Annotated in this window: 15 protein-coding genes; 5 read left to right on the top strand and 10 right to left on the bottom strand. The window is 67.1% G+C overall.

The genetic code is table 11. From position 1 onward, the window contains the following. Position 1 precedes the first annotated feature (1 nt). The 8 genes from ACNH6H_RS07180 to gspG form a co-directional block, all read right to left on the bottom strand. Positions 2–841 (bottom strand): type II secretion system protein N, encoded by an 840-nt coding sequence (locus ACNH6H_RS07180; RefSeq protein WP_418316803.1) that lies wholly within the window; start codon positions 839–841, stop codon positions 2–4. Next, positions 838–1,365: a type II secretion system protein GspM gene (gene gspM / locus ACNH6H_RS07175; protein WP_418316802.1), complete on the bottom strand. Its 528-nt coding sequence runs from the start codon at positions 1,363–1,365 to the stop codon at positions 838–840. The genes ACNH6H_RS07180 and gspM overlap by 4 nt, the downstream gene beginning before the upstream one ends. After that, positions 1,362–2,624 (bottom strand): type II secretion system protein GspL, encoded by a 1,263-nt coding sequence (gene gspL / locus ACNH6H_RS07170; RefSeq protein WP_418316801.1) that lies wholly within the window; start codon positions 2,622–2,624, stop codon positions 1,362–1,364. Before gspL ends, gspM begins: the two co-directional genes overlap by 4 nt. A 199-nt stretch (positions 2,625–2,823) precedes the next feature. Beyond that, positions 2,824–3,840, bottom strand: a complete 1,017-nt coding sequence (gene gspK / locus ACNH6H_RS07165; RefSeq protein ID WP_418316800.1) for a type II secretion system minor pseudopilin GspK — start codon at positions 3,838–3,840, stop codon at positions 2,824–2,826. Further along, a complete protein-coding gene (locus ACNH6H_RS07160) occupies positions 3,837–4,532 on the bottom strand; it encodes a PulJ/GspJ family protein (RefSeq protein ID WP_418316799.1) in 696 nt (231 codons plus the stop codon). Before ACNH6H_RS07160 ends, gspK begins: the two co-directional genes overlap by 4 nt. Beyond that, positions 4,532–4,948: a type II secretion system minor pseudopilin GspI gene (gspI, locus tag ACNH6H_RS07155; protein ID WP_418316798.1), complete on the bottom strand. Its 417-nt coding sequence runs from the start codon at positions 4,946–4,948 to the stop codon at positions 4,532–4,534. The genes ACNH6H_RS07160 and gspI overlap by 1 nt, the downstream gene beginning before the upstream one ends. Beyond that, a complete protein-coding gene (locus ACNH6H_RS07150; protein WP_418316797.1) occupies positions 4,920–5,459 on the bottom strand; it encodes a pilus assembly FimT family protein in 540 nt (179 codons plus the stop codon). The genes gspI and ACNH6H_RS07150 overlap by 29 nt, the downstream gene beginning before the upstream one ends. Next, entirely contained in the window at positions 5,434–5,877 is a 444-nt protein-coding gene (gene gspG / locus ACNH6H_RS07145) for a type II secretion system major pseudopilin GspG (RefSeq protein WP_418316796.1), read from the bottom strand. The genes ACNH6H_RS07150 and gspG overlap by 26 nt, the downstream gene beginning before the upstream one ends. A gap of 52 nt (positions 5,878–5,929) precedes the next feature. Between gspG and ACNH6H_RS07140 the strand changes: the two genes are divergently transcribed. Further along, a complete protein-coding gene (locus ACNH6H_RS07140; protein WP_418316795.1) occupies positions 5,930–6,631 on the top strand; it encodes a type II secretion system protein N in 702 nt (233 codons plus the stop codon). 34 nt (positions 6,632–6,665) lie between these two features. Here ACNH6H_RS07140 and ilvA read toward each other — a convergent pair whose 3' ends face one another. Beyond that, on the bottom strand, positions 6,666–8,273 hold the full coding sequence (gene ilvA, locus ACNH6H_RS07135) for a threonine ammonia-lyase, biosynthetic (protein WP_418316794.1): 1,608 nt from the start codon (positions 8,271–8,273) through the stop codon (positions 6,666–6,668). Positions 8,274–8,548: 275 nt separating this feature from the next. Between ilvA and ACNH6H_RS07130 the strand changes: the two genes are divergently transcribed. After that, complete coding sequence (locus ACNH6H_RS07130) at positions 8,549–8,971, top strand: OsmC family protein (RefSeq protein ID WP_418316793.1); 423 nt, start codon at positions 8,549–8,551, stop codon at positions 8,969–8,971. 20 nt (positions 8,972–8,991) lie between these two features. Here the strand turns inward: ACNH6H_RS07130 and coq7 are convergent, their stop codons facing one another. Continuing rightward, on the bottom strand, positions 8,992–9,606 hold the full coding sequence (gene coq7, locus ACNH6H_RS07125) for a 2-polyprenyl-3-methyl-6-methoxy-1,4-benzoquinone monooxygenase (protein ID WP_418316792.1): 615 nt from the start codon (positions 9,604–9,606) through the stop codon (positions 8,992–8,994). A 319-nt stretch (positions 9,607–9,925) separates the two neighbouring features. Between coq7 and ACNH6H_RS07120 the strand changes: the two genes are divergently transcribed. The 3 genes from ACNH6H_RS07120 (at position 9,926) to ACNH6H_RS07110 (ending at position 13,747) form a co-directional block, all read left to right on the top strand. Beyond that, positions 9,926–10,951, top strand: coding sequence for a porin (locus ACNH6H_RS07120; protein WP_418316791.1), 1,026 nt, complete (start codon positions 9,926–9,928; stop codon positions 10,949–10,951). Between the two features lie 194 nt (positions 10,952–11,145). After that, positions 11,146–12,129: an ABC transporter permease gene (locus ACNH6H_RS07115; protein ID WP_418316790.1), complete on the top strand. Its 984-nt coding sequence runs from the start codon at positions 11,146–11,148 to the stop codon at positions 12,127–12,129. A 46-nt stretch (positions 12,130–12,175) separates the two neighbouring features. Next, the gene (locus ACNH6H_RS07110) at positions 12,176–13,747 is read left to right on the top strand and encodes an ABC transporter substrate-binding protein (protein ID WP_418316789.1); all 1,572 of its coding nucleotides are present in this window, start codon (positions 12,176–12,178) and stop codon (positions 13,745–13,747) included. Positions 13,748–13,757 lie beyond the last annotated feature (10 nt).

The following is a 13,757-nucleotide window of genomic DNA, read 5'->3' as shown; positions in this document are numbered from 1 at the left end:
TTCATCCGATCGAAATGACTGACCGCGCCCCTTGGCGTCGGCCGATGATATTCAGCAGGTTGCCCAGCACCGCTTCGTCGCCTGGGGTGGCCGCGCTGGCCTCGCCGCGCAGCCGCAGCCCGGCGCCGTCCCAGCGGCCATCGGCACGCAGGCGCAACGCGCCGTCGATCGTCGACAGCAGCAGTGCGCCACCGGCGCCGGCCGGGTCGGCGCGCAGCCCGAGGCGGTAGCTGCCGAGGCTGGGCAGTGTCGACAGCCGGGACGACAGATCGAGCAATTCGAGTTCGGCGCCGCCGCCGATCCGCCATCGCCCTTCGACCTCTTCGATCGTCAGCCCGTTCGAGCGCAATACCAGCTGCCCGCCGAGATCGAGCGTATTCCACGGCGTGCCGAGTCCGGCCAGCCAGCTGGCAGGCCAACGGGCGATCCAGTCGGAAGCCGGCTGCAGCCGCAAGCCGACCCGGCCGAGACCGGGTTTGAGCAGCAGCGTCGCCTGCTGGTTGATGCAGCATGCCTGTTCGAGCTCGATCGCCAGCGCAGCGCCGTCCAGCAGCCGCGGACGCAGCCGCCAATGCAGGCGGCCGGGCAGGGCGCTGGCGGCCCGGCTTTCCGGTCCGCCTGTCAATACGACGATCGCATTGCCATCCCAGATGCTGCCGCGCGACTCGGCGAGCAGCAGCCGGCCGTTGCTGGCCGATTCGACCGCACTCGCCAGCCAGCGCGCCGGTGCCCAGATGACGGTGGCCAGTACTGCGCCGACCAGCCCGCCGAACACTGCCCAGCGCCAGTTGCGGCTGCGCGCTGTCGCATCCGCTGCGGCCATCTCACGCCGCCGCATCATCTGCCGGCTCCGAGACCGACGACCAGCGAACCGGAATAGCCGGTGGCACCACGAACCACTTGCAACTCGATCGGACGGGCACGCGCCGCGCCGCGCGCCGCCTCCAGCCACTGCTGCAGCGATGCCGCATCGATGCCGTCGACATGCAGCGTGGCCCGGTCGCCCTGCACCACGAGCCGGCCCTTTGCACCGAGCTGACGAGTAGCCGCCTCGAGAGCGGCCGCCGCCTGGTTCGGCGATATCGGCGTCGCGCCGCGCAGCGTTGCCGCTTCGGCGGCAAGCGCACGCATTTCCTGCAGTTGCAGATCGAGTGTCGCGATCTGCGCCGGTGCTTCGCGCAGCGTGCGCAGCGCCGGCTGCAACGCAAGCAGCCAGACAAGAAGCACGCCGATGAACAGCGCCGCGGCGATGACGGCGCGGCGTTCGCGCACGGCGAGCGCTCGCCAGCGTTGCCCGGCGGCGGCCCGCCAGGCCAGCCAGCGAGCCGAAAGACCGGTGACGACCGGGTTGCTGGCCGCGTTCATCGAGCGCCCCGCGCCGGCGCCGGACCGATCTGCAGACGGCCTTCGGCGAGTGCGACGTTGTAGCCGCTGGCCCGCAGCCGGGCGCTGAAGCGGTCGATTTCCGGCGGCAGCCAGTCGTCGGCGGCGATGCTCAGCCGGCCCGGCTCGAAGCGCAGGTTTTGCGCCGGCGCCTTGCCGGCCGGCCAGGCTGCGGCGGCGGCCAGCAGCAGCGGTTCGAGATCCGAGCCGCCCGGCTTGCCAGCGGCAGCGCGCAGCGTCTCGACCTCGCGCCGCATCTGCAGCGGTGCATCGAGGATGCCGGTGATCTGCGGAAAACTGCCGCGCAACAGGTTGACCATCTCGGCGCGTTTCGCGCCGATGTCGCCACGCAGCTGCGCCGCCCAGGCATTCAGGCCGACCAGCTGCACCACCAGCAGCGCGACCAGGCCGATCCGCACCGGCCGCCAGGCCGGACCGAGCAGGCCGCGCCAGGCGTCGCGCAACGCCCGGCTGCCCTTGTGCCGCCGGGCCAGCTCGAACTGGCGCAGGTTCCACGGCGACTGCGCCGCCTGCAGCAGCCGCTGCGGATCGGTCAACAAGTCGACCGGTGCGCCGAGCCAGCCTTCTGCGGCTGCCGCCGCCGCCGGGCTCGCGGAAAAACGCGTGCCGGCTGCGGGCTCGGTCGGCAGCAGCGCGCGCGCCAGGCTGCCGTCCAGCCCGACGATCGCCACGCCATTCGCATCGGCCCAACTGAGCGCAACCGCCTCGGTGCCGCCGGCGGTGGCGCCGGTCGTCGAAAAGTGGCCGAGCGGCGGATCGACCGGCCAGGCCATCGGCACGATGCGGTCGACCGACAGATGGGATTGTTCGATCGCGGCGAGTTCACGCTGCAGCCAGCGCCGGTCGGTCACCGCAACAAAATCGATCGCTCCCGGCCTGGCCTGCGCTGCCAGCGCGAAGTGGGTGGTGGCCGGATCCTCGAGCAGTGCTTCCTCGAGCAGGCCGGCCAGTGCTGCCGGCATCCGGTTTGCCGGCGCCTTCGGAATCAGCAGCTTGTGCCAGCTGACATCGGTATCGGCCAGTGCGGCGACGACGCGGTCGGCTTTCGGCATCAACGCCGGCGCCGAGCGGCCGGTCTTGTCACATGCCGACCCGTCGGCACTCCAGACAAATTCGAACTCGGAACTCGCGGACGACGCGCTGGTGCCGTCGCCTTCGTGGCGCAACAGGCGCGCGCGCTGGCGCGGCTTGGTGGGAATCTGGATAACCAGCAGGGACATCAATCGGGGCCGGTGGAAATAAGCCGCAGGGGACGCAGGAGACCGTGCAATGCGCAACCGATGCCGACGGCCACGCGCATACCGGCACTTGATTGTAGGTAGGCGCCGCGGCGCCGATGTTGCCGAACGTTGCCGGCGGCTCTGTTGAGTTGGCGCAACAGGCCAGTGCGCCAGCTGGTCGGTGCAGGATCGGTCGGGCTCACGGTACCGCGCCGACCCGTTCACGCGTCAGCACCGTCACCTGGCGCTGCACCCGTTGAACCAGCGAGCGCTCCTCGAGGGCGCGCTCGCCGAGCCGCAGCCGGCCGCGCACCTCGAAAAAGCCCGATGCGACGGCAACCCGCCGTTCATCGAGTGTGATCGATTCGCCCAGCAGTGCCTGCACGCTGGCGATATTGTCGAATGGTCGCCGCTCGCGGGTCTGCACCAGCCGCTGCGCTCCGGCCGCGTCGAGCTTGTCGATCACCGCAACCATCACCTCGGCTGTTGCGGTATTCAGATTGATCGGCGTCAGCGCCGGCAGCAGCGCAACATGCGGTCGCATCAGCTGCAGCGCTTCGCGGTCGATGCCGAACCATGCCAGCTGCTCCAGCGACTGCGGGCGCAGCGGCGGATTCGGGTTTTGCTGCCGTTGCACGAAGCCCGCGGCACTGGCTCCACTCGCGGCCACCGGTACCGGCGCGGCTCCGGACCTGCCGTCCGGGTCGGCGTCGGCCAGCCCGTTGGCAATCGTCGCCGCGCTCGCCACCGGCACGCCGAGGCTGCCGAACAAGCGCTCGAGCGTCGCCAGTTCGGCAGCAACGACCTCGCTGCCGACGACCAGGTTGTTCAGGTTGTAGCGCGCCTGGGCATCGGTGACGCTGCCCGACAAAAAGGCCTGCGGCCCATCATCAAGATTGCTGTCGCCCTCGGCGGCCAGAAAACTCGACAGCCTCGCCTCGGCCAGCGGCACCGCCCACGGCTCTCCGAGGTGGTCGACGTTCGGGTTGTCTTCACGCAGGATCAGCCGCGCCCAGTCGAGCGCGCCGGCGAGGATCCAGGCCGACTGGCTGCGCGCGCGTTCGGCGGCCTCGACGCGGGTCGCGCGCCATTGCTGCCAGACCATCGCGGCAGCGAGCGTTGCCACCAGCGTGACGATCAGCATCGCGAGCAGCAGCGCGGCGCCGCGCTGGGCGGTGCGCGGCGGCCGCCCGAGCCGGCGGTCTGCCGCCGTCATGGCCGCGCCCCGAGCATGATGTCGCGGGTCAGGCTGCCCTGGCGCGGCTGACCGGGTGCGAATTCAAGCAGCAGCCGCACGCCGCTGGGCATCTCGACCCGCGTCGGCACAAAGGTGGTGCCGGCCCGGCGGTCGCCGCTGGACTGGGCATTGCTCCATTCGTTGCCACGATAGAAATAGAGCTGCCAGCTGGCCAGGCCATCGATCAGCCGCAGCTGGCCGGTTTCGTTGCCTTGCAGCTGCTGGCTGCGCAGCCAGCTTTCCTGCAACTCGCTGCGCAGCGTGACGACCGGCCCGGCCCAGCGCTGCCAGACCATCTCGCGCGGAGGTTCGGCGCCTGGCTCGGTCTGCAACACGCTCGCCGAATGCAGCGCCCAGACGACCACCTGCATGCCGCCGGGCGCGCGCCGCGTCAGCCGCAGCGACGCGCCGTCGAACAGCAGCGCCGGAACGACCGGCGTCTCCTGCAGCGACGCCAGGTCCTGCTCCCATTGCGCGAGCAAGGTGTTCAGCAGCAGGCTGCGCTGCAACTCGGCCTGGCTGTTGTCGCGGCTGCGCACGATGACGGCGACGCCCTGCCAGGCCATTCCGGCGAGGATGGCCATGATCAGCAGCGCAACCAGCACCTCGACCAGCGTAAAACCGGCGGCGCTGTGCCGGTGCTGCGGGAAGCGGATCGCGCTGCCTGGCATCAGAAGCGCCCGAGCACGGTCGATACCGTCAGCAGCGGCTGCGCCTGCGCGTCGCTGACCGACGCATCGACACGGCGGAAATTCGGATTCGGCGTCGGCCGCACCACCACCTTGCCGAGATAGAGGCGGCCGAGCTGCCGGCATTCGAACTCGAAATCGCCGATCCCCGGAAACTGCCGCGACAGCCGCAGCCCCGCCAGGTGGTTGTCGGCGCACCACTGCGCTTCGGATACCGCGGCAAAACGTTCGGCATTGCGGGTCAACGCGCCGGCCGCCTGCAGCCCGGCACCGAGCGTGATCGCGACGATCGCCAACGCGACCATCACCTCGATCAGCGTGAAGCCACGGTCGCGGCGGCGGCGCGGCCGCGGCCGCCAGCGCGCGCGCTCAGAAACGAGGCGTCGCACGATCGGCATCATCGATCCCGCGGACGATGAACGGGCCTAGCCCGTCGGTATCGAGCACGATGCGCCGCTGCTCGAGCCGCAGCACGATGCGCTGCGCGCCGATCAACGGCTCAGGCCCGAGCACGATCGCATTGCCCTGCGTGATGTCGGCCGTGGTCGCCGGGTCGAGCCAGCGGTTCGGCAGATCCTCGTCCTCGGGCAGCCCCTCGAAACGGAAATGCGCGGTCTCGGCGCGATTGCCGGTCGCCGATCTCGAGTCGACCGGATACCAGACGACCGGCGCACCGAGGCTGCGAGCCTCGGTCCGCGCCGCCTCGAGCAGCGCCGACAGCCGCGCGGCCTCGCGCTCCAGCTGGGTATCGGCCGGATTGCGCAGTGCCAGGCTGAGCACGCCGGCTGCCAGCGCAATGATCGCAATGACGACGATCAGCTCGACCAGCGTGAATCCGGCGGCAGCTGCGCGGCCGCTGGCTGGCAGCCGCCATTGCCCATGTTCACTGCCAGGAGCCGATATCCGCATTGTTGCCTTCACCGCCTACCGCGCCGTCGGCGCCGTAGCTGAAGACGTCGATTTCACCCTTCACGCCCGGATTGACATACTGGTAGGGCTGGCCCCAGGGGTCGGCCGGCAGCTTGTCGAGGTAAGGCTTCCAGTTCATCGGCTGCGGACCGCTGGTCGGCCGCACGACCAGCGCCTGCAAGCCCTGCTCGGCGGTCGGATAACGCTGGTTGTCGAGCCGGTACAGCTTCAGCGCCTGCATCAGGTTGTTGACGTCGGTGCGGGCCGCGGTGACGCGTGCATCCTCGGCGCGGTTCAGCACGTTCGGAACGATCAGCGCCGCGAGCACGCCGATGATGACCAGCACGACCATCAGTTCGATCAGCGTGAAGCCGCGGCTCGGCCGCCGGCGCGTGGCATGGATTGGGATTGGGTTCATGGAGGGGCTGGGATCGGGCGCGGCGGCCTTGTCCATCCATGATAATCGGCCGATGAGCGCGCGGCTTGGTGCATGGATCGTCTGGGGCCTGGTTGCGGCTTCGGTGGTGTTCTGGGCGTTGCGTTTGACCGGCTCGCCAAAACCGGTGCCCGATGGCGCAGCATTGGCAAGTGCACGGTTTGCGAGCAGCGGCGACCTGTCGCCCTTGCTCGGCAGCGCGTCGACCGCTGCGGTTCAATCGGTCGCTGTCGCGGCGCCGCCGTCGGCCAGCCGATTCAAATTGACAGGCGTCGTCGCTACGTCGCAGAGCCGGCGCCAGCAGGCATCGACGACAGCGCCGGGCATCGCGCTGATTTCGGTCGACGGCGCGCCGCCGAAGGCCTATCGGGTCGGCGATCTGATCGACTCCAATCTGGCGCTGCATTCGGTCGCGTTGCGCAGCGCGAGCATCGCCGATCGCTCGAGCGCCGGCGCAGTTGCCTTCGTGCTCGAGTTGCCACCGCCGGTGCCTGCAGCCACCGGCACGCTGCAGGCCGGTGTGTCGATGCCTTTCGGTGGGCCGCCGCCGTCCGGCCCGCCGCCGACACCGATGCCGATGCCGGTCGAGCAACCGGCTGCGCCGCCGAATATCGGCACGCCACCGCCACAGTTCCCGCCGGGTTTCCAGCCGCAGGGAATGCCGCTGGGCATGCCGCCTCCACCGGCCTCCGGACCGGCGGGCAACGATCCGCAGTCGCGTCTGTTGCGGCAGTGACGATCGAACTGCCGCGGCGCGGCAGCGCCGGCCGTCAGCGCAGAAACAGCCGATAGGCGGGGTTGTCGGTTTCGTCCTGCCAGGCGTAGCCGAGTTCGTCGAGAAACTGTCGCAGCGCCTTGCGGTCGCCGCGCGGCACCTGGATGCCCACCAGGATGCGGCCGTAGTCGGCGCCCTGGTTGCGGTAATGGAACAGGCTGATGTTCCAGTCCGGGTGCATCGACGACAAGAACCGCATCAGCGCGCCCGGACGCTCAGGAAAGACGAAGCGAAACAGCCGCTCATCGGCAGCCAGGTCGCTGCGGCCGCCGACCAGATGGCGCAGGTGCTGCTTGGCCAGTTCGTCATGGGTCAGGTCCAGCGTCGCGAAGCCGTGGCCCTTGAACATGTCGGCCAGTGCGGTCGATTCGTCGCGCTTGCTGGTCGTCAGGCCGACGAAGACGTGGGCCTCGGCGGCGTCGGAAATGCGGTAGTTGAATTCGGTGACCGAGCGCGGACCGATCAGCGAGCAGAAACGCTTGAAACTGCCGCGCTCCTCCGGAATCGTCACCGCGAACAGCGCCTCGCGTGCCTCGCCGATCTCGGCGCGCTCGGCGACGAAGCGCAGGCGGTCGAAGTTGATGTTGGCGCCGCAGGCGATCGCAACGAAGGTGCGGCCGCTCAGCCCATTCGTCTGCACATACTGCTTCAGCCCGGCCACGCTGAGCGCGCCGGCCGGCTCGAGGATGCTGCGCGTATCCTCGAACACGTCCTTGATCGCGGCGCAGGTCTCGTCGGTGTCGACAAGCACGAATTCGTCGACCAGTTCGCGGGCCAGCCGGAAGGTTTCGCCGCCGACCAGCTTGACCGCGGTACCGTCGGAAAACAGCCCGACATCGTGCAGCTGCACCCGCTTGCCGGCGGAAACCGAGCGGACCATTGCATCGGAATCGGTGGTCTGCACGCCGATCACCTTGATCTCCGGCCGCACCGCCTTGATGTAGGCGGCAACGCCGCTGATCAGCCCGCCGCCGCCGATCGCGACAAAAACCGCATCGATCGGGCCCTGGTGCTGGCGCAGGATCTCCATCGCGACCGTGCCCTGGCCGGCGATCACGTCCGGATCGTCGAACGGATGGACGAAGCTCAGGCCCTGCTGCTGCTCCAGCTGCTGCGCGTGCAGGAATGCGTCGGTAAAACTTTCGCCGTGCAGCACGACGGTTCCGCCAAGGGCCTTCACCGCGTCGATCTTCAGTGTCGGCGTCGTCACCGGCATCACGATCAGCGCCCGGCAGCCGAGCCGCCGCGCGGCCAGCGCAACGCCCTGGGCATGGTTGCCTGCCGATGCGCAGATCACGCCCCGCTCGCGCTGCTCGGCGCTCAGCAGGCTCATCTTGTTGTACGCGCCGCGCAGCTTGAAGCTGAAGACCGGCTGGGTGTCCTCGCGCTTGAGCAGCACCTCGTTGCCGCAGCGCGCCGACAGCCGCGGCGCCCGGTCGAGCGGCGTCTCCTGGGCCACGTCATAGACGCGGGCGGTCAGGATCTTCTTCAGGTAGTCGGTTTCGGACAGTGGCTGAACCTGCGCCTTCGGGCGCCGGGCAGCGACGCGCCGGGTGGTGGTGGGGGTCTTGGTCGAACGTCGTGTGGTCGATGGGCCGGCCATGAAAAATCCTGGATCGTGCAATCACCGGCGCCGCGCATCGCGAGCGCCCCGCCGCAATGAAAAAAACCCAAGGCATTGCTGCCTTGGGTTGAATCCACCATTGGAGGAGGTGGAGGAGACAATCGGTCGAAGGTCGAATCGACCTCCGGTAAACGCAGTTTATACGCTCCCATGTTGCGCTGCAATATCCACGTTGCATCTGGGCCATGCGTTTTTCGGACGATGGCGCAGCCGATTGCACAATCGATCCCATCGCCCCGGCAACAGGATTCGACATGGAATGCACCGTTTTTTGGCAGCCCGATGCGGGCATGGCCTTCACCGCAGAGACCGGCAGCGGCCATCTGCTGAACATGGATGGTGCGCCGGACGGCGGTGGCCGCAACCTCGCGCCGCGGCCGATGGAGACGGTGCTCGCCGGTACCGGCGGCTGCGCCGCCTACGACGTCGTGCTGATCCTGAAGCGCGGCCGCCACGACGTGACCGGCTGCTCGGTCAAGCTGACGACCGAGCGGGCGCCGACCGATCCGAAGGTCTTCACCCGCATCCACATGCATTTCACCGTCCGCGGGCGCGGGCTGAGCGAGGCTGCGGTCGCCCGGGCGATCGAGTTGTCGCACGACAAATATTGTTCGGCCAGCATCATGCTCGCCAAAACCGCCGACATCACGACGAGCCACGAGATCCGCGCGATCTGACCGGCGCCTCGTCTGGCTGATCAGATGTAGTGGGCAGTGGTCGTCATCACCTTGGCCGCAGCGCGCATCGCCAGCCTGACAGGCAACGGCAGTTGGCGCGCGCCGGCCGAGCGGGCCAGTTCGGCGTGGTGGATCTCGTCGGACTTCATCTGTTCAACGATCGCCTTCGACGCGTGGTCGGCCTCCGGCAGCCGCTCGAGGTGGCCCTGCAGATGGCGCTCCACCTGGCGTTCTGTCTCGACGACGAAGCCGAGGCTGGTCGGGTCGCCGGCGCGCCCGGCGAGCAGCCCGAACGAAAATGCGCCGGCATACCAGAACGGGTTCAGCAGGCTCGGCCGTGCGCCGAGCTGGTTCATCCGCTGGCGTGTCCACGCGAGGTGATCGCCTTCCTCGCGCGCGGCCTCGATCAGGCGGGCCCGCAGCGCCGGGCTGCGCGTCGTCAGCGCCTGCGCCTGGTACATCGCCTGGGCGCAGACCTCGCCGACGTGGTTGACGCGCATCAGCGCACCCGACTCCCTGCGCTGCTCGGGAGTCAGTGATGCCTGGTCGCCACGCGGCTTCGGCTGCGGGCAGGGGCGTGCAGCCGTCACCGATCCGCCCAGGGTGCGCAAGGCGTTGTCGACGGACGAAAGCATCAGATCCAGCATCAGAGACCGGTGGTTGTTTGCGGATGGAAATGATCTTACACGCCGATCTCACGCAGGTTGGTGCCTGCTTACCGGAACCGGTTGCCCGGGTGCGCTGTCGACCGACCGGCCGTTCGAAGTCGCCGACACGGTGGCAGCTCGACGTTGTAAGGGGACAACACAATGTCCCCAGAGTCCGAGCAAAGCTTTGCAAGCGCCGAGGGTGTCTGGTGCAATACGGACAACTTCCGCTGAGGGGGTTGGTCTGATCGGCCCGATGGGGGCGAATCGGTTGGAACCTCTTTATTCAACTTAGGAGATACACGAAATGAAAAAATCTCTGGTCGCTCTGGCCGTCCTCGCATCGTTCGGCGGAGCTGCCTTCGCGCAGTCGTCGGTCACCCTGTATGGTCTCGTCGACCAGGGCATCGCCAAGGGCAATGGCGGCACCGCTGCCAACGTCGGTGGCAACGGTCTCGACAAGTCGTGGCGCCTGCAGCAGGCTGCCTCGTCGCGCTTCGGCCTGCGTGGCAATGAAGACCTGGGCGGCGGCCTGTCGGCCCAGTTCCAGATCGAGCACCGCTTCACCCCGGACGACGGCGCTCAGTCGGGCGTGATGTGGGCTGGCCGCTCGTGGGTTCAGCTGACGATGGCTGGTGTTGGTTCGGTCAACCTCGGCCGCCAGTACCTGCCGACGTTCTGGGTCCAGCTGAAGGCTGATCCGTTCGGCTGGGACGGTGTTGGCCAGATCGGCAGCATGCAGAACGCTGGTTTCGCAGCAGTCAACAGCGGCGCCGCTGGCGGCGGCAGCTCGATCCGTACGGCCAACGCCGTCACGTTCAAGAGCGCGAACTTCGGCGGCCTGAGCTTCGAAGCCCAGACCGGCCTGTCGGAAGCCACGCAAGCTGGCCGCAACGACAGCTTCAACGTCATCTACAAGGGTGGCCCGGTGTTCGTCGGTGTCGGCATGGCGCAAGTCAATGGTGGCCCGGCTACTGTCAACGACAACCGCCTGATCACGGTTACCGGCGCCTATGACCTCGGCGTGGCCGAAGTCGCGCTGAACTACGCACAGGCAAAGGTCGGTGGCGGCAGGCTGACCAACAAGTTCTGGAACGTCGCTGCGACGGTCAACCTGGCTGGCGGCAAGCTGAAGACCGCTTACGCGATCCTCGATCCGAACGGCGCGAACAACAAGCAGAAGAAGTTCGGCCTCGGCTACGACTACCCGCTGAGCAAGCGTACCAACCTGTATGCTGACCTCGGCGTCGGCAACCAGGACGGCCGCAATGCAGCTGGCCAGACGTTCAGCCGCAACACGACCTACCAGTTCGGCGTCAAGCACCTGTTCTGATCGACTGCTCTCCTGAGCACCGAGAATGGCCGCCTTCGGGCGGCCTTTTTTTTGCGTGCCGCCGAATTCCGGTGAGGGTGGGCTGCTCGCAATCACCGGCACCGACGGTGCGAATTGACCCTGATAATCCGCTGTCCCAGCTGACCATATCTGTGCAATGCGCCGCCAAGGCGCCGAACCGCCACCCGGTCTGAATGCTCGCCTTCATCCTGCGCCGCCTGCTGCAATCGGTGATCGTCATGCTGACGGTGGCGTTCATCGCCTTCATGCTGTTCCAGTATGTCGGCGATCCCGTCACCAACCTGCTCGGCCAGGATGCGACGCCGGCGCAACGTGAGCAGTTGCGCAGCGATCTCGGCCTCGACAAGCCGTTCCCGGTCCAGTTCGCCCGTTTTGTCGGCAATGCGGTCCAGGGAGAATTCGGTCTCAGCCTGCGGCAAGGGCGCAAGGTGTCGGCGTTGATCGTCGAACGCCTGCCGGCGACCCTCGAACTGGCGATGGTTGCGGCGCTGATTGCGCTGCTGTTCGGCCTGCCGATGGGCGTTTATGCGGCGCTGCGTCGGCGCAGCCCGCTGTCTCATCTGATGATGACGGTGTCGCTGCTCGGCGTCTCGCTGCCGACCTTCCTGATCGGCATCCTGCTGATCCTCGTCTTCGCGGTGATGCTGAAATGGCTGCCGAGTTTCGGCCGCGGCGAGGTCGTTGCGATCGGTGCCTGGACGTCGGGCCTGTTCACCGCCGACGGCCTGCGGCACCTGATCCTGCCGTCGGTGACGCTGGCGATCTTCCAGCTGACGCTGATCATCCGGCTGGTGCGCTCGGAGATGCTCGAGGTGTTGCGTACCGACTACATCCGCTTTGCACGTGCCCGCGGCTTGCCGGACCGATCGATTTATTTCGGCCACGCGCTGAAAAATACGCTGGTTCCGGTGATCACGATCACCGGGCTCCAACTCGGCTCGCTGATCGCCTTCGCGATCATTACCGAAAGCGTCTTCCAGTGGCCGGGAATGGGGCTTCTGTTCATCCAGGCGGTCGGCTTTGCCGACATCCCGGTGATGGCAGCCTATCTGTGCCTGATTTCGCTGATCTTCGTGTTGATCAACCTGGCCGTCGATCTGTTGTATCTTGCCGTCGATCCACGGCTTCGCGTCGAGCGCGCGGATGCTGCATCGTGAGTGCGCACCGCCATTTCCAGCCTGCCACAACCCAAGGAGTCGCCAGATGACCTTCAAGCCCAGACTGTTTGCTGCCGCTGCGATGCTGCTGCTCGCCGGCACGGCCCATGCGGTGACATTGCGTGTGGCAAATCAGGGCGATGCGACATCGATGGATCCGCATTCGCTGAACGAGTCGCTGCAGCTGACCTTCACCAACAACATCTACGAGCCGCTGGTATCGCGCGACAAGAAGCTTGGACTGGTGCCGGGGCTGGCGACCAAATGGAGCCAGACATCGCCAACCGTGTGGCGTTTCGAGCTGCGCAAGGGCGTCAAATTCCACGACGGCAGCGAGATGACCGCCGACGACGTCGTCTTCTCGTTCCGGCGCGCGGCCGGTGACGGCTCCGACATGAAGGGCTATACCTCGTCGTTCAAGGAGGTTCGCAAGGTCAACGACCATGTCGTCGAGATCGAGACGCTGACGCCGTTTCCGATCCTCCCCGACGTCATCACGCTGGTCTTCGTGATGAACAAGAAGTGGGCCGAGGAAAACAATGCGGCGGTGCCGGTCGACAAGCGCAAGGGCATCGAGAACACCGCCTCGTTCAAGGCGAACGGCACCGGTCCGTATCGGCTGAAGGAGCGCCAGCCGAGCGCGCGGACCGTGCTTGTGCGCAACATGAACTACTGGGACAAGGTCGAGGGCAATGTCACCGAGGTGATCTTCACGCCGATCGGCAATGCCGCGACTCGCGTTGCTGCGCTGCTGTCCGGCGAAGTCGACTTGATGGAGCCGGTGCCGCTGCAGGATATCGACCGCATCCAGGCCAACCCGGCCTATACCGTGCTGCAGGGCCCGGAACTGCGAACGATTTTTCTCGGCATGGACCAGAAACGCGACGAACTGCTGTACTCGAGCGTGAAGGGAAAAAACCCGTTCAAGGATAAGCGAGTTCGCCAGGCCTTCTACCAGGCGATCGATATCGAGACGATCAAGAGCCGCGTGATGCGCAATGCCGCAGTTCCGACCGGCCTGATGGTCGCGCCGGGCATCAAGGGTTTCGTGCCGGAATTGAACAAGCGCCTGCCGCATGATGCCGATGCGGCCCGCAAGCTGCTTGCCGATGCCGGTTATCCGAACGGCTTCGAGGTCGGCATGAACTGCCCGAACGACCGTTATGTCAACGACGCCGCGATCTGCCAGGCGATCGCCGCCAACCTCGCGCGCATCGGCGTCAAGGTCAACCTGCAGACCGAATCGAAGGCAACCTATTTTCCGAAGATCCTGCGCCGCGATACCAGCTTCTACCTGCTGGGCTGGACGCCGGGCACCTACGATTCGCACAACGTGTTGTCGTCGCTGCTGGCAACGCCGACCGACAAGGGCCAGGGGCAGTTCAACCTCGGCTCATACAGCAATCCGAAGATCGACCAGCTGACGCTCGCGGTGCAAAGCGAGATCGACCAGAACAAGCGCAATGCAATGATCCGCGAGGCCTTCGACGTGCATGCCGCCGACATCGGCCACATCCCGCTGCACCAGCAGGCGCTGGCCTGGGGGATGAAGAAGTCGGTCAGCGTCGTTCAATTGCCGGACAACCAGATGCCGTACAAGTGGGTCACGGTCAAGTGATCGACGGCGC

It is taken from the genome of Pseudideonella sakaiensis, from assembly GCF_048320135.1.
Lineage (GTDB): Bacteria > Pseudomonadota > Gammaproteobacteria > Burkholderiales > Burkholderiaceae_C > Ideonella_A > Ideonella_A sakaiensis_A.
The sequence above is the reverse complement of the archived record's forward strand: the minus strand, read 5'-3'. Positions and strand labels throughout refer to the sequence as shown.